Genomic DNA, 17,240 nt, shown 5'->3' with positions numbered 1-17,240 from the left:
CGGCTATCGACGGTGATACGGTTGACGATGCTGAGTCGCTAATCAGCGAATTGCGCGAGTTGAGATTCTCGCGGAGGCGCAGTAAACAGGCTGACCACGATCAGAGCGGTAACAGCTACGAACAGCGCAGGGAAAATTGCGTCGCGATCAGCAATGATGTGCGGGAAGAGAGCTTTGACGAAGGGAAGATCCCAGGCGAGCGTGACCACCGTTCCACCGGCGATGGCGGCGACCGCTCCCCAGGCTGTAGCGCGCTTGGAATAGAAAGCAGCGAGAACAACTGGTGTGAGCGCGGCGGAGTAGATGGTGTAAGCCCACAGCATTTTTTGCAGAATGCTTTCTGCATACACGGCCTGATAGAGAGCCCAGCAGCCAAGCAGTACAACTGCAAGACGCGAGATAATGAGCACCCGTTTGTTTGAAGCGTCGGGTGCGATATAACGCACAAACACATCGTTGACGAGATTGGTCGCCGGCGAGAAAAGGTAGTTCGAAGCGGTGGAGATGACCTTGGCAAACACTGCGCCCAACAGAACCGCACCGAGTACCGCGGGGAGTCCGTGCCGCGCGGTGTAAGGGATGATCTCGCGCGGATGGAGAGCAACTTCGCCGGTGGGATAAAGGGCGCGTCCAAAGACGGCGATCGCGACGATGAGGGTTTCAAGAACTAGCGTGCCGATGATCCAGCCGACTACGGAATAGCGCGCGTCCTTTTCGCTCCTTGCGGAGAAGAACTTCTGATACATCACCTGGTTTCCCAACATCAGCAGCATGGTCGGAACAAGGAATTCGAGAGCGCGAATCAGGCCCATGGCGACTGGTAGTTCGGCACCGGTGGGGGAGAGGCGATAGTTGCCGAGCACCTCGAAATACTGTGGCGGAAGAACGGAGTGCAGACCGGCCCATCCGCCTGCCTGGAGAAACAGGTAAGGCGCTGCAATGAGGCAAATGACTGTCACCAGGGAGCCGATCGCCACATCCATGTAAGCCACCGAGGACATGCCCGCTAACGCAGTGGTGACGATGACGAAGACCGCAATGATGTAGGTACCGAGTTCTGAGGAGACCGTGTCTGGAAAGATGAGATGCAGAACGTCGCCGCCGCCTTTGAATTGATAACTGGTGATTCCAACGTAGGCGAAGAGAATTGCAAACGTGCCGAGCACGCGGGCGACCTGGTTGTAGCGTGCCTCAAGCAGGTCTGGCAATGTGAACTGTGCGAATTTGCGCGCGCGCGGAGCGATGAAATAGATGAGCAGCAGTCCGAGCCATCCACCTGCCGGCTGCCACAAGGCTGCGAATCCATTCTTGTAGGCGTTTTCAGCGCCCGCGAACAGAGAGCCTGCACCGATCCACGAAGTAAGCAGCGTGAGAACGAGAACGAAAGCAGGCAGGGATCGCCCCGCAACCAGGTAATCGGCCTTGGTTTTGACGAGGGTCGTCCTGAAGATGGCCACAGAAAGAAGGACAGTTACGATGACGACCAAAACTGCAACGTAAAGGTGGGACATCCTGTGGCTCCTTGGGAGTCTGCCTGGAACTCTTTATGTGTGTCGGCCAATTGTCGTCGCCTCGCAAGAAGACCGAGGAGCCAAAACGCCGGTTTTAGCGCAAGCTGAATGCCACATCGCAAAGGCTGCCAGAAGTGTAACGGATGGAGCGGCGGCGGGTCGCTTGGCGCGTTTGCCAGGGATTTGACCCGCCCAAGGTGGGTTGTTAAACTAAGGATGCGGGGTGGAGCAGCCCGGTAGCTCGTTGGGCTCATAACCCAAAGGTCGCTGGTTCAAATCCAGCCCCCGCAACCAATTGAATCAACAACTTGGGTTGATGCATCGGGCGCACCCTCCTTTTGAGGTTGCGCCTGAGTTGCGTTTGGTCCCATCACCAGAAAGAAGATGATTGAAAGACTGAAGATTATCTATATATATGCTCGAGCAGAGCGATCCGGTGTCCAAAGAACTTCGTGCCCTCGCGGGAGATTTCGCGCGGGAGATTTCGACGGAAAAGCGAACATCACGTCCGGGCCTTTGCATCCAATCGATCTACATACGAGACATCTGCTCCTGGAACGAGATGACCATAGGTGTCCACTGTGACCTGAATCGAGCTGTGTCCCATCTGTTCCCTGACGTACACGATGGATGCGCCGAGATACTGCGCTTCTTTTCTGAATGGGACCTCCATCATGTGCGTTGAGGTCATTGGGCGCCCTGCTCGGCGATCCTACTTTTCCTTCGGATGAGCTTGCCCCGATGGCAATGAGGTGCCGCTTCCTTCCACCAAAGATATAAACCGATCGCCAGGGCCGCCTGTGAATTGTTCGTGCAAGCCACTGGGCCATTGGATTTCGATACGGTCAAAGTAGGGAGCTGATCCGAGTCCAAAATGTAGGCGTGGGTCGCTGGTGGAGAGATAGCTTCCTCCGGCGCGCACTTCATCCACTTGCTTGATGTTACCGGTGGTGACCGTGACTCGTGCTCCGATGCCCATGCGATTACTCTTTGTGCCGACCAGGCGCAGCGTGATCCAGTGGTTGTCATTCCTGGTCTCGTTGAGAAACAGCGACGGTGGAGCGCCAACGTTGAAGACGAGGATGTCAAGTCTTCCGTCGTTGTTGACGTCGCCCAAGGCTGTTCCCCGACGAGATTTCAGGGGGCCTGCATTCAAGCCTGTATCGGCGGCAACTTCACGGAACGTGCCATTTGTCTGATTGAGGAAAAGCTCGATCGGCTCGACAAAAGGCGGTTCGCTAGGCGCGCCATCGAGCAAAGTCGAGAAGTTACCCGAGGCCATGAGAAGATCGTGCCATCCGCTGTTGTCGAAGTCTGCGAAGTTCGCTCCCCACTTGACGGGCGGAGAAGTTGGGACGGCGATTCCGGCGCGATCTGCCGCATCATGAAACTCGTTGTGGCCGTCGTTGATGTAGAGGCTGGCGGGCTGACCTGCAAATCGGGTCACGAAAAGGTCAAACCTTCCGTTGTGATCAAGGTCGGCAAGATCGCATGCCATGTTGCCAAAGGTTTGCCCCATCTCACCGTAGGCGGTCCCTGAATTGAGGCCGATATCTTCGAAGGTTCCGACTCTCTTGTTGTGAAAAAGAAAATTGCTGGAAGCATCGTTGGTGACATAGAGATCGGGCCAAGCATCGCCGTCGAAATCTCCCCAGCAGATGCCCATGCCGTGAGCTTTCTGAGGGTTTTGGACACCAGCTTTCGCCGCAACTTCTTCAAAGGTTCCGTCGCCTCGATTGCGGTAGAGGAGGTTGGTTTCACCCGGCATTTTGTCTGGCAGTTCGGTGAGGACGTTCTTGTAAACCTTGCGTTGAGGGTCGGGAAGATGGCGGGGATCAGTTGAGACATAGCGAGCGACGTAAAGATCTACAAATCCATCACGGTCATAGTCGGCCCAGGCGGCTCCAGCACTAAAGCCTCCGCCGGCGACGCCTGCTTTTGCCGTGACATCTGTGAATTTGCAGCCGCCTAGATTGTGGTAGAGAACATTGTGGCCGTAGCCGGAGACATAAATATCGGGAAGACCGTCGTTGTCATAATCGGCGACCGCAATCCCAGTGGCCCAGCCCTTGGTGGTCAATCCTGCGGCCGCGGTGACGTCGGTGAAATGCAGTGTCTTGCCGTTGTCATCTTGTCGGTAGAGGGTGATCATGGGATCGCCACCAGCGAGGTAGCGGTCGATTGAGGAATCATTCACTACGGCGATGTCCAATTTGCCGTTGTTATCGCAATCGAGAAACGCAACTCCTCCCCCACTCATGGTTTCGATGACGTAGCGCCTGTCCAGATTGGTGTGAGGTAGAGTGCGAATTCCGACCTCCGTCGAAACATCCCGAAAGTGCGGCACAGCGGGTTGCGCGAGCGGTAAGGTCACGGAAGCTGTGGGAGTTTGTGCACAGAGAGTGAGAGAAGAGAAGAGCAAGATCAAAGAGACTGTGGCTCGATTGCTCATCTTTTCCGGAATTCTAGCACTGCATGGTTGCCGGCATATCGCGGCATGTGAATGGCCTCTGAATGCTTGACAAGGAGTCTTCGCGTAATTGAGACTCCGAAGTCCGGCGAAGCAGGTCTTACCGCTGCAGCAATCAGCTTCACATCACATATTCTGTGCCTTCCGAACTCTGCGGTAGCGGAAGACTTGATGCGATTCACAAGTGAATTCAATGTTTTGTGCGTTGATTTCGGCGTTAGTCCCTTGGCGGTTTCGCAATTCATGTCGAGAATGGGGTCTGCTTGTTTTTAGGTTCTCCGGCGAGACGCTGAAGAAGACTTTCTGATGGGCGCGAACTCAAGATCAAAGAGGGCAAAGTGAACGTGGAAAAGACGGCAAGAGAGAAAAGTGAACTGACCGGAGGCGATTGGCTGTCCAGCCGTAGAGAGTTCGTGGCAGGATTTGCTGCACTGGGATTCTTCGCATGCGCTGAAAAGGAAATCGCATGGGCCGAAGCAACGCCTGGCTGGAGCGGGCTGCCGGCTCGGCCAGAGGAGCGTCCGCTGGATTTCCATGCGCTCGCCAATGCCTTTGACGCGTGGGTGATGGACCCGGCACATGGGTTGAATACGATCGCGAAAGATGGCCGCCAGGTTTTTCCTTCCGCGCTTCAAGGCGAGCAGGACGGAGGACTGACAACCTACGCACCAATGGCTCTCGGCAAGGAACTCCGAGGAGAGGGTTTGGATGGCCTCGCAACCTCACTAAAGGGCTACTTCAGCGAGCCGTATGGGCTGTTTCTTGATGGGGCGGGTGCGACGCTCTGCGAGTACTGGTACCTGATGAATGTCACTGCGATGGCCTATGGGCTGATCCGGTTGCGCTTTGTAAAGGATCCGGAATGGCTAGCGCGGGTAGAGAAAAGCGCGACGCGGCTGAAGGACATGGCGCAGCAAATCCACTACGACTTCAATAGTCAGGGTTACGACTTTGCAAAAGCTGCAGCCTTTACCAGGCAGGACATCTATCGACAACCCGACGCTGTGGGCGGCTACAGCTATGTGATGCTTCTGGCGTGGAAGCTGACTGGTAAGGAAACATTTCTCGCGGAAGCCAAGATCGCGATTGACCGCTATCTCGATTTTGCGGCGAACCCCTGGTATGAGATTCCAAGCGGGGCTATGGCAGTGTTGGCAGCCGCGCGACTGGAAGCGATGGGCCATCCCACGAATGCGGAAAAAGCCTTGCGATTCGTGCTTGATGCCAAGATCGGGCTGATGGCTACTGGCAGGTGGGGCGGACGCGAGGTCAATGGCCTTATGGCAGGCTTCTGCACGGAGCCTGCCGGCCAAACCTACAGTATGGAGTCGATGGTGACGCTGCCGTATCTTTTGCCGGCGGTTCGATTCCGTCCGGAGTTAGCTGGCGAGGTGGCGCGCCTGGCATTAAACGTCTCAGCAAACATGCGCTTGTTTTATCCGGAGTACTTGCCGCACGAGAATCAAAGTCGTCCAGAACTGCCGCCGATGTTCCCCTACGAGCGGTTGAGCAGGGAAGAGAAAGGGCACAGTCCCTACGCAACCGGGGACTTCGCCGCGCACCGCTCAATCTATGGGGGCGCGTATGCGATGTGGCTGGACAAGATGATTCAGACGCAGGGAGATCCATGGCTGTTGCGCTGGGATCTGGGTAAAACGGACTTTATGGAGCCAGATCTGCCACCTGCATTTCTGTATTACAATCCTTGGCCGGAAGCGAAGCGCGTAACAGTTGCGATGCCGAATAAAGAAGACCGATTGTATGACCTGATGCGCAAGAAGCCACTGCAAACCCATGCGGGGACCGGAGAGTTGATTTTGCGTCCCTTTGAGGCGAAGGCCGTCGAGATTCGAAGTTAGGGCTGATTTCCGAACCGTGCGTCGACGTTCGGCGATGCACGACAGTTTCAGGGGTTGATCACGCGTGTGGAGATGATTGACGTTGCATTGGGAGCGCCTGCAACTGCCTGAGTCCTGATGAGGGCTTCGAAGTAGACGGGCTGGGTAGGCGAGCCGGAGAAGCCGAGGGCTTGTTGGAGCTTTTGCCGATTGCCGGCATCGGCCAGGAACAGTCCAGCCGCCTCGGTCCCCTCCTGTTGCAATCCTTGCAGGATGAGGACACTACCTCGGCCGTTGGCAAGTGGCAACAATGAGATTGTCGCGTAATCTTCCCCTGAACTCCCGGTGAAGGCTAAACCCTGGTAGGTTGCTTGTTCGCCCGGTTTCGGATGGGCATTCCGGAAGAATTTGAGGCTTTCGCCAACCTTGCCTTCGCCTTCCTGAAAGTTGAGCTTGTCTTGAAAATAGGACACCCAGGGATTTGAACTGGGGCTACCTACAAAGACAAAATTGCCGGCCTCCAAGTCACGCGGTCGCAACTCTCTCGCCGATCGAATCGCAAGCCAGTCGCGCGAGCTCCCACTCAGCCGCATGAGAGTGTCCACCACGACAAGGTCCGCATATGACGTTAGCAGTGAGCCGGACAAGTACTTCATCATGCGCGCTTCGCGACTCGTCGGGTGAGCATTAGACAGATCTTCGCCACTTCGATAAGAGGGGCTCAGATACCGCTCGAGTGTCACGGGCTGCTCGTCCACCAGACGAGTCATCCCGTAATTGACATCCGCAACGACTACTTCGACCGGTTTGTTGGGCGGATTAAAAAGTGCAGCCAGCGGCCAGGGCGGCGCAGGTGGATTCGCAATCGTCGGACGACTGAACCAGGCAATTAGAGTGGTGGCGAAAAAGCACGCCGCAAGGGCCCAGGGCAGCACCCTGATCCAGAGTCCGGGTCCCAATTGATTTTGTGCGACGGGCACCGGAGCCGTCGAAGTCCTGTGCTCAACGGGCCGAAAGAGGGTTGTGTAGGCCCCTTTTGGGATCTCGACGATGGATGGTTCTTCTCGTCCTTCTCCGTCGAAATACTCGTGGAGCTTGAGACGCAGCTGCCGAACGTGAACCCGTACTGAACTGTCCTCGACAACGCTATAGCCTTCGGCCTTACCAAAAACAGCGCTGCCAATTCGGTGTTCGCTCAGATCCTGGATTTCGCCTCGAATTGACCTTTCGGCCATGAAGCGAAGGAGTTCTCTTAAACGCGCCGACTTCTGGAACGGCGGGCTGGCTGTGATTCTTTCGATCAACTGCCAGCGGGCGTCAGCCCGAAGTTCCGGATCTACTTCCTTCATCCGAGTCTGATTCCATTTCGCTTGATACAACCGATTTTCAAATCCAATCTTGGCGCTCACAAGAAGTTCTTGAGTGCGCGCTGATTGTAGCGCATCCATTCAACGAATGAAAGCCTGTTTGGGACAGACCTATGCGTCGATTCAGCATAAAAATTCCTGCAGTACATGATGGGCTTCTTCTCGGGGAAACTCGTGCTTGGAGGTCCCAGGCGAAAAATCCCTCGCAGTCAACTTCGACAAACACAATGCGAATCACATGTTATTCGCGTTGTTTATCAAAGATTCTTCCGGTAAGTCCCTTTTCTGTCATGTGTGCACTGGAACAGGCTTATCGACGGCTTTTCAGAATGATTTCGTTGTGCAGCTAAAATGCTGCTCCCCAAAACCCATTTCCCCAAACGGCCGAAGAGTTCACGATGAAAGATCTGGCACGACGCTTCCGAGAGAACCCTCTGCTCAAGCCCGCAGACATCCGTCCCAGCGTGGATGGCATGGAAGTTACATGCCTTTTGAATCCGGGAGTCTTCAAGTACAACGGAAGAACCTGGCTGCTGGTGCGAGTTGCCGAACGTCCCAAGCAGGTTCCTGGTAGAACTTCTTTTCCAATCCTGAATGCCGACGGCAAGCTTGAAGTTCTGGAGTTCAACTCGGATGATCCTAGGCTGGACCTGACGGATCCTCGCGTAATCAGTTTCGATGGAAAAGACTATCTCACCACTCTCTCCCATCTCCGGTTGCTGGTGAGCAACGACGGCGTCGATTTTAGAGAGCCGGAGCACGGTGTGCCCCTTATGGGGAGCGGTGAATTGGAGACCTACGGAATCGAAGATTGCCGAGTCGCGAAGATCGACGGCACATATTGCCTGACCTACACGGAGGTTTCAAGCAATGGCGTAGGCGTGGGACTGAGGACCACGCGCGATTGGAAGAACTTCGCACATGAGGGGATGATTTTTCCTCCGCACAACAAAGATTGCGCTCTCTTTGAAGAGAAGATTGGTGGCAAGTACTACGCTCTCCATCGGCCCAGCAGCCCGGAACTGGGCGGTAACTACATCTGGCTGGCAGAGTCGCCGGACTTAATTCACTGGGGTCGGCACCGCTGCCTGGCCCAGAGCCGCGAGGGGTATTGGGATAGTGCGCGTGTTGGAGCCGGCGCGGCACCGATCCGAACTGCCGAAGGCTGGCTGGAGATTTATCACGGCGCGACCAAGGAAAACCGCTATTGCCTCGGCGCTCTGTTGCTAGATCTTGAGGAACCCTGGCGAGTGATCGCACGCTCCGAGAATCCGATCATGGAGCCGCTGGCTCCTTACGAGCAGGAGGGCTTTTTCGGCCACGTTATTTTCACCAATGGCCACCTGGTCGATGGGGACAACTTAACGCTTTACTACGGCGCCGCCGACAGCGTGATATGCGCCGCGCAAATGTCGATTGCTGGCATCCTTGCGAGCCTCCCTTTGACTCCGACGGTGACAGCATGAACCGTCTACGCAAAGAGTTTGAAGTCTTCCGAAGTTGCTCGCGTTCGATGCAGATATTGATGGTCTCCAACATGATGTATGCCCTTGTCCTGCCAGTGATTGAGATTTTCGTGGCGGCATATGTCATGCGGAACTCCCGGGCCGTTGCCAAAGTGGTCACTTACCAGTTGTCGATCTACGCGGCCACTCCGCTGGCTTTCTATATAAACGGCAAGCTGCTCGGCCGCATCGGAGCCAAGCATCTCTACGCCGCGGGAATGCTTCTGTCGGGAGTTGCGATGATGCTGATGATGCAACTGAGCATCCTCACTCCCATCGGCGTAGCCACATCAGGATTCACCATGGGACTGGCAACCGGGCTATTCTGGGCCAACCGTGGTTTCCTCGCCCTGACTGCGACGGAGGACAGCAATAGGAATTATTACTACGGAATCGAAAACTTCGTGGCCACCCTGGCTGCAGTTGCGGTTCCGGCTTCGATCGGGTGGTTCATCAGCGGGACCACTCTGTACGGCTGGCTGGGAGGAATCCCTAATCGCGCGTACCACATCGTAGCTATGGTGGTGTTTGGCCTGACGATTCTCGCTGCAGGCATTCTTGAACGAGGCACCTTCCGAAATCCAAAACACACGCGCTTTGTTTATTTCCGATTTCATCGGCTATGGTGGCGGATGCTCGAGCTGGCTCTCCTCAAAGGCCTGGCGCAGGGATATATCGTTACCGCGCCAGCCATGCTCATCATGCTGCTGGTAGGGCAAGAGGGAACTCTGGGAGCAACCCAGGCCATCGGTGGCGTGTTTACGGCTTGCATCATGTATACGGTTGGCCGTATTGCCGCTCCCAAACATCGCATCATTGTCTTTTCCGCAGCGCTCCTGCTTTTCTTCCTGGGCGCAATCGCTAATACCTTGCTCTTCAATGCCGTCGGCGTACTGATCTTCATCGCATGTCTCTTGCTGGCTAAACCGCTTCTGGATCTTGCCTATTATCCGATTCAGTTGCAGGTCATCGATGTAGTCTCGCGGCTCGAGGAGCGCAATGAGTACGCATACATTTTCAATCACGAATTCGGACTGTTCACGGGGCGCTGTCTGGGGTGTGGACTATTCCTCGCCATTGCTTACGGCTGGTCCGGCAATGCCGCACTCAAGTACGCCTTACCTGTAATTGCGCTATTGCAGTTGTTGTCCATCCGGGTAGCTGGCCAGATCTTTCGCGGTCTTGCCGCAGCGGGCACCACCTCCACCGCCGCAAGCTTCACCGGACTCACTTCGGAGGCATGAAAACAATGATTATTAGGAGGCACGACATGATGCACAGAGATTCCAAGGCGCAAACGTACTGGCGAGTGGCGACGTGGCTGTTGGTGGTGCTCAGTTTGTGGGTCGGAATCCCCGTCCTGGCCCAGTCGAACAGAGGCACTCTGATCGGCACTGTGAAAGATGCGAATGGCGCGTTCATCCCAGGCGCCGGATTAACTCTGAAGGAAACAAACACAGGCAGCAGCTATACCTCCAAAGCGACAGAGGAGGGACTGTTCACGTTCAGTGAACTTCCCCCCGGAACCTATACGCTCACTGTGACAGCGCCAGGGTTCGAGTCCTACAGTCAGAGCGGCATTGCCGTCGACGTGGGCAGCACTTCCACGGTGAACACAGCGTTGAAGGTGGGTGCTGAGTCCGCTACGGTCAGCGTGAACAGCGATGCATCGCATCTGGAAACTGAATCGCCCGAAGTCGGCTTCACGATGACCCCGCAGGTGCTGGATGCGCTTCCTCTGCCTTTCGGCGGTGAGATTCGCAACCCGCTCGATTTTGCAGCTCTCGCGCCTGGATTCGCCGGCGACATGACCAATAACCCCTCCTCCCCGCCCTCCGGAAACTTCAAGCTCAGCGGAGGACAACAGGGCGGTCAGGACATCCTTCTTGACGGTGCGACCACCGAGCTCGCCTCGGCAAATATGCAGGTCACTTATGGGTTCAGCGTGGAGGCTGTCTCCGAGTTCAAGGTCTTAACGAACACGTTTGATGCTGAGTTTGGAAGCGCCAGCGGCGGAGTGGTGAATCTTGCCTCCAAGCAAGGGAAGAACGACTTTCACGGCTCTGCTTACGATCTGCTCAAGAATCGCGTCCTGGACGCGAACAGTTGGCTCAACGATTACCAAAATGCTGTCTTCGGGGCCAACTCAGCAACCAAGCCTCTAGACACCCAGAACGACTTCGGCGCAAGCCTGGGCGGACCGGTGCGCGTTCCGTGGCTCTACAACGGCAGAGACAAGACCTTCTTCTTCTTCAATTACGAAGGCTTCCGGCAGGTAAATGGCGGCAAATCATTGCTGTCTGCTCCCACCCAGGCAATGCTCGGCGGCGACTTCTCGGCTCTTCTCACTCCTGTGACAGTCAACGGGCAGAACTTCCAGGCCCACATTCTCTACGACTACACAACCTGCACCGGAGCCAACCAGGGACAGCCCTGCCAGGCATATCCGAACAACAAAATCACCGAAGCCCCAGACCCCGTTTTTGCAGCAGCGCAAAAGGTTATGCCGGTTGCCCCCGCAGGCGTCACCAGCCCCTATTTCAACATCCCAGTCAACAGTGCCAACCACGAGCAGGCCGATGAGTGGTCCATACGCATGGACCAGAACATCAACGCGCGTAACAAAATCTCGGGCAGTTACTTTACCGGTAACATGCCCTACGTCAGCACCTCGAGCCTTGGGCCCCTGTACACAGGTGGCAACACACAGGGCAACAAATATGTGCGTCTGGGTTATGACTTCTTCATCTCGCCCACCATGTTGAACCACTTCAACGCTGGCTTCACCCGTCGCCATCGCATCGAAGGCTCGGGCCAGGGCGGATATGGCGGGAACTGGGCCAGTAAGTTTGGCCTCAAGGGCGTAGAGGACCAGGTCTTCCCACGTTTCAGCTACAACTATCCTGGCAATGGCATCAATACCCCGAGCGATGGCGCCAGCACCTTTGTCGACAACGTCTTTCAATATGACGACGTGGTCTCGTGGCAGAAGGGGCGGCACAGCTTCAAGTTTGGCGGCGAATATCGCGCCGCGCAGTTCAACCTGGATATTCTTACCGGCAGCGCTGGCCAGTTCAACTTCACGAGCGGCCCCACAAGCACTGCCGCTGACACCAACTCCGGCTTTGGCTTCGCCAGCTTCTACCTCGGCGCAGCCTCAAATGCTTCTGTTTCAATCCCGCAGAACAACGGATGGCGCGCCAAGTATCTTTCCTTCTTCGGCAACGACGACTGGAAGCTCAACAACAAGCTTACCGTCAACCTGGGCCTTCGCTACGACATGCCAATCCCGGTGACGGAGCAGAAAAACCGCATGTCCTTTGTGAACCCAACTCTGCCGAATCCTGGCGCGGGAGGTCTTCCTGGTGCCTACGTATTCGAAGGCGACGGACCGGGTCGCCTTGGCGGCAGTACCCCACAGACGAGCTTCAAGAAGGGCATCGGCCCTCGCGTCGGTCTCGCCTATCAAGTTGATCCCAACACTGTCATCCGCGCCGGCTATGGGATTTACTTCTCTACCCAACGCGTTGGAGGTTTTGCTGAGAACGATAGCCAGGGCTTCTTCTCCAGCTACACCTACCCCACCGCAGCCAGCATTCAGACCCCGGTCGTCGTGCTCTCGCAGATCACGGCCTATCCCGGCAAGGAGCCGCCCTTCATCGACCCCACAGTCATGAACGGGAATGGCAATGCCCTCTTCATCGAGTCGAAGGTCGACCGCCCAGGTACTATCCAAAACTGGACGCTTGATGTTCAACGCCAGCTGCCCCTGCAGACAATCGTGGACGTCGCTTACGTAGGCGCTCACGGCGACCACTTGCAGGCATTCATGCACGACCCGAACCAGGGGAATCCCGTTAATATGGCCCGAGGTGGATGCCTGCAGGTGAACATCGCGGACCAGTCCGGCAATCCTGCTTGTGCAGGCCAGAGTGTAGTGCCATCACCGTTTGCCGGATTCACCGGCACCGTCTCGCAGGCTTTGCGGCCCTACCCGCAATACGGCACCGTCTCGGTTGATTCCGCAACGATGGATGATCCATTTGGCGACTACACCTACCATGCACTCCAGGTGCAGGCAACAAAGCGACTCAGCGGTGGATTGACCGTTTTAGCCAACTACAGCTGGTCAAAGAACATCACCAATGCCGATTCGGAATATCCGAGTGAGGCCGGTTGGGAAGGCAATGGGAATGCAGGTGCCCTGAACACCTACAACCTGAAGGTCGAGAAGGCGCTCAGCTCGTTTGACATCCCGCAGCGTGTTGTTTTGGCGTGGACTTACGATTTGCCTTTTGGCAAGGGAAAGAAGTTCGCGAACCAGGGCGGCCCCGTCAACGTGCTCGTTGGTGGATGGAAGATTGCCGCCGTCCAGAAATATCAAAGTGGCACCCCGCTCACCGTATCTTCATCCGGATGGACTTCGGGAATCTTCGCGGGCCCTGAAGGCGCAACCGGCAATTCACACGGACGTCCCAACATCGTTTCTGGACAACCAGTCCGTGCGCTCCACGGCAAGTATGTCTGGGGGCAGAGCCGCCTCCTGAACCAGGCTGCCTTCACGCCAGCTCCCAACTTCACCTTTGGAGACGCACCTAAGGCTCTTGGGGTAAGGGAACTGTTTAACAAGAGTGAGGACTTTAACGTCACCAAGGCCATTCCCATGTTCACCGAAAGGGTCCACACCGACTTCCGTGTGGAGTTCTTCGACATCTTCAACCGGCACACCTTCACCGGTTTTGACACGTCAGTGAGTTGCAGTACTTCGGCGACGGAAACCTGTGACCCACTGGTCAACACCAATTCAAACTTTGGAAATGCTGGAGGCCTGGCGTATGGACCGAGAAACATTCAGGGTTCTTTGCGGATCGAATTCTGACGCCGACAAGTTAACCTGAGCTGTTACGTATGACCTTGAAAACCACCCAACACTTCCGGACCTCTTCAGCGAGGTTCGGAAGTGTTGAATATTCAAGCGCTACCTAATTCGGATTACAAATTCATCTTTAGAAAACTCCGAACAGGATCAGGCAATGGCATTCAGCGAAGCGAAAATACAATTCTATCGATCCATGTTTGCTTGCCGTTGCGCGCAGGTTTTGTATTCCTGCGCTCTAGTTTTAATTGCATTCGTGCCTTCATTATTCGGCAATGCCCAGATCTTAAGTTCACAAACCCAGGATCAGGTTCAGCAACACTTTCTCGCTGCTCAACAGGCACAGCAGCAGAACCGGCTTGATGACGCAGTCAATGAATACTTGGCCGTGTTGAAGCTTGCTCCCGGACTGCCTGAGGCGTGGGTAAATCTTGGGCTGGTCTATTATGCTCAGTCTAAATTCGACGATTCTGTGCGTGCGCTGTCGAGAGCAGGGAAGCTGAGGCCCGGCATGCGCGGTGTAAGCCTATGGCTGGGGATTGATGAAGTTCGTCTGAATCATCCGGCACAGGCAGTCCCACTTTTACGTGAGGCAGTCCGACAGAACCCGCAGGAAAAGCAGGCTGAGAGTTGGCTGGGAACAGCGCTCTGGAACGCAGGACAATTGGATGCAGCCTTGCTTCAATTGCGAAAAGCCGCCGCACTGTTCTCAGATGATCCTGATTTGCTGTTCGCGCTTGGTGAAGCATACGGCAAGGCCGCAAAGCAGCAATCGGAACAGCTACTGGAAGACTCTGCCGGGACGGCCATTTCGGATCGAATCTATGCGAGCACCTATGCAGTTGACCACGATTGGACCAAGGCCGAAGGCCATCTGCGCCGCGCAATTCAGCGCGATCCCAAGTCGGTCGATGCACACCTCGATCTTGCCGAGGTATTCCTCGATCAAGCTCAACTGCCCGCCGCTCTGGAACAGCTTCAGCAGGCGGGCACGCTGTCTTCAAGGTCGGCAACTGTGCTGGCAAAACGCGGTGAGGTGCGGATTCTCTCCGGCCAACTACTAGAAGGACTTTCGAACATCGAGCTGGCGATCAAAGTCAACGAAAGCGAAGCACTCGATGCAATTGGACTGCCCGTAGAAGGGCGCATCTCAGCCGGCGAGGCGAATGCCGACCTTGTTGCGCTTTGCAGTGCACAGGAGCAAAAGCTGGAGGCGACGCAACCGTCAAGCGTCGCAAGAGATGTCGCACTTGCGGGCCTATATGCACTTTCGGGAGATGACGCTGCTGCGGCCCGAGCATACAAGCGGCTCGCCCCTGCTCCGCAAAAGGCGAAACCGAATGAGGGTGCCTTCGCCCAAGCGATTGATGCAATGCATCAGCACCGCTATGACACGGCCGAGGCAGATCTTCTTCGCTGGTTGGCAATCCACCCCAACGATCTTTCTGCGCGCTATGAGCTCGTCGTCGTGCGTCGTCAAGTGGCGATCGCACAAATTGCCCGTTTGGTCGCCGTCGCGCCGGATTCTTACCATGTGCACCAGTTGATGGGCCAGCTTTACGTCGATCGCGAGGAAGACGAGAAGGCACTTGCTGAATATCGTGACGTGGAGGCAGCTGATCCGAATCTTCCCGACGTACATTTTTGGCTCGGTCATCTCTACTGGAAGCATGGCGATGCGGATCATGCATTTGCCGAGTTGACGCGTCAATTGGAACTTGATCCGGGACATCCTGAGGCTAACGGGGAACTCGGCGCCGTACTCATCGCGAAAGATCGCACAGCAGAGGCAATTCCCCATCTCGAGTTGGCAATTCGCAGCAAGCCCGATCTGTGGCCTGCATACCAGCAACTGGGTCAAGCCTACGCAACGCAGAAGAACTATGCCCAAGCTGAAGAGATTCTAAAACGCGATCTCGCGCATGATCGCGATGGAGGTGTGCACTATCAGCTTGCGCAAGTCCTGCGCGCTGAGGGCAAGACAGACGAAGCCGCTAAGCTCTTTGCCCAGGTGCGCGCCATCAAAACCGAGAGGTCAGCCGCCGTCTCCACCGACGATCATGCAGACCACGGGGCGAAGCAATGAACCGGAATCGAATCCCTGCTCTTGCCGTCCTATTGCTTATATCTGTGTATTCACTCACCGCGCAGAATTCTGCCTTGGACGACGGTGCAAGGCTGATTCGAGAAGGCCATTTCGATCAAGCTCTGGTCAAGCTGGAAGAGGCGCACCGAGCTGCCCCCCGCAATGCCACAATTGAGAATCTGCTCGGGATCACAGAAACCAACCTTGGTCATCCAGCCGCAGCGTCAACTCACTATCGCAATGCAATTCGTATCGATCCATCGCAAGCAGCGCCGCATCGAAATCTTGGATTTAGCCTGTTGAACGAAAAAGATTATACGGGCGCGGAACCGGAACTCCGAAAGGCTTCCGCTCTCGATCCCAGCGATCCCTTCGCGCACTACTATCTGTTGCTGCTGGCACTAGCCACGAATCATGATTCTGAAGCCCTCAAGCAGGTTCATGAAGCTGGGCAATTGGTCGACAGAGATCCGGAAGCTGGCGCAGGTTTGATCGAAGCTGAGATTCGTGCTGGACGGGTAGACGATGCCGCCAACCGAATCAAGAAGATGGAGGAGACCGATCAACTCCAGCCAGCACGCGAATACAGGATTGCGGTGCTACTGAGCCAGCGCGCGCAATTTGAGCAGGCGTCTCACTGCTTCCAACGCATTGCCACAATCGACCCGTCATGGAATAACCGATACAACCTGGGACTAGCGTTGCTTTACGACGGCAATTCAACTGAGGCGTCAACGCTGCTTGCGGCACTGCATAAAGAGCGACCGGGAGATGCAAACACTCTCACGTTTCTCGGAGCGGCGTTCGAAGCTCAGCAAAAGATGTCTGAAGCATTGGATGCCTATCGTGCTGCAGCTATCGCCGACCCATCCAATCTGGATCGAACACTGGATTACACTCGGCTATTGATGGACATGGACCGTTACGACGAGGCGATCCAGTTTATCCAAATTGGGATGGACCAAACTCTGGCGACCTCCCCTTTAAATCTGCGTCTGGGCGCCGTCGAGATGATTAAGGGCGACTATTCTGCCGCCCGCGATGCGTTCAATGCTGCTCTTGCCGAGAATCCCGAACTCGATGCCGCCTACGTCGGCCTGGCCCAGACTTACGCTCGTGAGGCCAATGACACGGAGGCGATACGCGTTCTTGAGGCAGCACGCATCAAACGCCCTGGCCATTATTTGCTGGAGTATTACTTTGGCCTGTTGGCAAGCCGACTTGGTCGCGAACAGGAAGCCATCGGCGCACTTCAGCAGGCCGAGCAGTTGGATCCGAATTCACCTGATCCATCTTTTGAACTGGGCAAGCTGTACGAGGCGAAGGAGGACTGGCAGAAGGCGCGGCAGGCTTTTGAGCATGTTGTTCAACTGAATCCTCAGTTCGGAGCCGCGCACTTCCAGTTGAGCAGGGTTTACACACATCTGGGGTTACGCGATGAAGCCCAACAGGAAGCGCAGAGAACTCAAGAGTTGGTAAGCAAGAAACGAAACGATGCGCTCCGCAAACAACGTGAGCGAGGCGGTAGTTTTCAGCCGCAGGACACTGCGACATCTTCACCCAATCCATGATCGAAAAGGAAATCCT

The 17,240-nt window shown here is 55.7% G+C and carries 10 protein-coding genes and 1 tRNA gene; 7 read left to right on the top strand and 4 right to left on the bottom strand.

Features of this window, described 5'->3' with window-relative positions:
- Positions 1-38: 38 nt before the first annotated feature.
- Positions 39-1,511: a sodium:solute symporter family protein gene (locus tag P8935_RS02555; protein WP_348263444.1), complete on the bottom strand. Its 1,473-nt coding sequence runs from the start codon at positions 1,509-1,511 to the stop codon at positions 39-41.
- Positions 1,512-1,728: 217 nt separating this feature from the next.
- Between P8935_RS02555 and P8935_RS02550 the strand changes: the two genes are divergently transcribed.
- Positions 1,729-1,805, top strand: a tRNA-Met gene (locus P8935_RS02550).
- Positions 1,806-2,013: 208 nt separating this feature from the next.
- On the opposite strand, the gene P8935_RS02545 is transcribed toward P8935_RS02550, so the two are convergent.
- Both P8935_RS02545 and P8935_RS02540 read right to left on the bottom strand, forming a co-directional pair.
- Positions 2,014-2,202 carry a hypothetical protein gene (locus P8935_RS02545; protein ID WP_348263443.1) on the bottom strand — a complete coding sequence of 63 codons (189 nt, stop codon included), beginning with the start codon at positions 2,200-2,202 and terminating at the stop codon, positions 2,014-2,016.
- Between the two features lie 21 nt (positions 2,203-2,223).
- On the bottom strand, positions 2,224-3,885 hold the full coding sequence (locus P8935_RS02540) for a CRTAC1 family protein (protein WP_348263442.1): 1,662 nt from the start codon (positions 3,883-3,885) through the stop codon (positions 2,224-2,226).
- A gap of 434 nt (positions 3,886-4,319) precedes the next feature.
- Between P8935_RS02540 and P8935_RS02535 the strand changes: the two genes are divergently transcribed.
- Positions 4,320-5,840, top strand: a complete 1,521-nt coding sequence (locus P8935_RS02535; protein ID WP_348263441.1) for a hypothetical protein — start codon at positions 4,320-4,322, stop codon at positions 5,838-5,840.
- 47 nt (positions 5,841-5,887) lie between these two features.
- Here the strand turns inward: P8935_RS02535 and P8935_RS02530 are convergent, their stop codons facing one another.
- The gene (locus P8935_RS02530; RefSeq protein ID WP_348263440.1) at positions 5,888-7,054 is read right to left on the bottom strand and encodes a hypothetical protein; all 1,167 of its coding nucleotides are present in this window, start codon (positions 7,052-7,054) and stop codon (positions 5,888-5,890) included.
- A gap of 530 nt (positions 7,055-7,584) precedes the next feature.
- On the opposite strand from P8935_RS02530, the gene P8935_RS02525 reads away from it, so the two are divergent.
- From P8935_RS02525 to P8935_RS02505, 5 genes are all read left to right on the top strand, one after another.
- On the top strand, positions 7,585-8,652 hold the full coding sequence (locus P8935_RS02525; protein WP_348263439.1) for a glycoside hydrolase family 130 protein: 1,068 nt from the start codon (positions 7,585-7,587) through the stop codon (positions 8,650-8,652).
- A complete protein-coding gene (locus P8935_RS02520) occupies positions 8,649-9,935 on the top strand; it encodes a hypothetical protein (protein ID WP_348263438.1) in 1,287 nt (428 codons plus the stop codon). Before P8935_RS02525 ends, P8935_RS02520 begins: the two co-directional genes overlap by 4 nt.
- 26 nt (positions 9,936-9,961) lie before the next feature.
- A complete protein-coding gene (locus P8935_RS02515) occupies positions 9,962-13,570 on the top strand; it encodes a TonB-dependent receptor (RefSeq protein WP_348263437.1) in 3,609 nt (1,202 codons plus the stop codon).
- Between the two features lie 253 nt (positions 13,571-13,823).
- Complete coding sequence (locus P8935_RS02510) at positions 13,824-15,653, top strand: tetratricopeptide repeat protein (protein ID WP_348263436.1); 1,830 nt, start codon at positions 13,824-13,826, stop codon at positions 15,651-15,653.
- Positions 15,650-17,224, top strand: coding sequence for a tetratricopeptide repeat protein (locus tag P8935_RS02505; RefSeq protein WP_348263435.1), 1,575 nt, complete (start codon positions 15,650-15,652; stop codon positions 17,222-17,224). Before P8935_RS02510 ends, P8935_RS02505 begins: the two co-directional genes overlap by 4 nt.
- The last annotated feature ends 16 nt before the right edge of the window (positions 17,225-17,240 follow it).

Source organism: Telmatobacter sp. DSM 110680 (assembly GCF_039994875.1).
Taxonomy (GTDB): Bacteria; Acidobacteriota; Terriglobia; order Terriglobales; family Acidobacteriaceae; genus Telmatobacter.
Note: the sequence above shows the minus strand (reverse complement) of the source record. Positions and strands in the feature narration are given on the sequence as shown.

Coding starts and splice junctions, on each gene's coding strand:
- P8935_RS02515 (WP_348263437.1), top strand. CDS start 9,962: ATGATGCACAGAGATTCCAAGGCGCAAACGTACTGGCGAGTGGCGACG.
- P8935_RS02555 (WP_348263444.1), bottom strand. CDS start 1,511: ATGTCCCACCTTTACGTTGCAGTTTTGGTCGTCATCGTAACTGTCCTT.
- P8935_RS02505 (WP_348263435.1), top strand. CDS start 15,650: ATGAACCGGAATCGAATCCCTGCTCTTGCCGTCCTATTGCTTATATCT.
- P8935_RS02520 (WP_348263438.1), top strand. CDS start 8,649: ATGAACCGTCTACGCAAAGAGTTTGAAGTCTTCCGAAGTTGCTCGCGT.
- P8935_RS02530 (WP_348263440.1), bottom strand. CDS start 7,054: ATGGCCGAAAGGTCAATTCGAGGCGAAATCCAGGATCTGAGCGAACAC.
- P8935_RS02525 (WP_348263439.1), top strand. CDS start 7,585: ATGAAAGATCTGGCACGACGCTTCCGAGAGAACCCTCTGCTCAAGCCC.
- P8935_RS02545 (WP_348263443.1), bottom strand. CDS start 2,202: ATGACCTCAACGCACATGATGGAGGTCCCATTCAGAAAAGAAGCGCAG.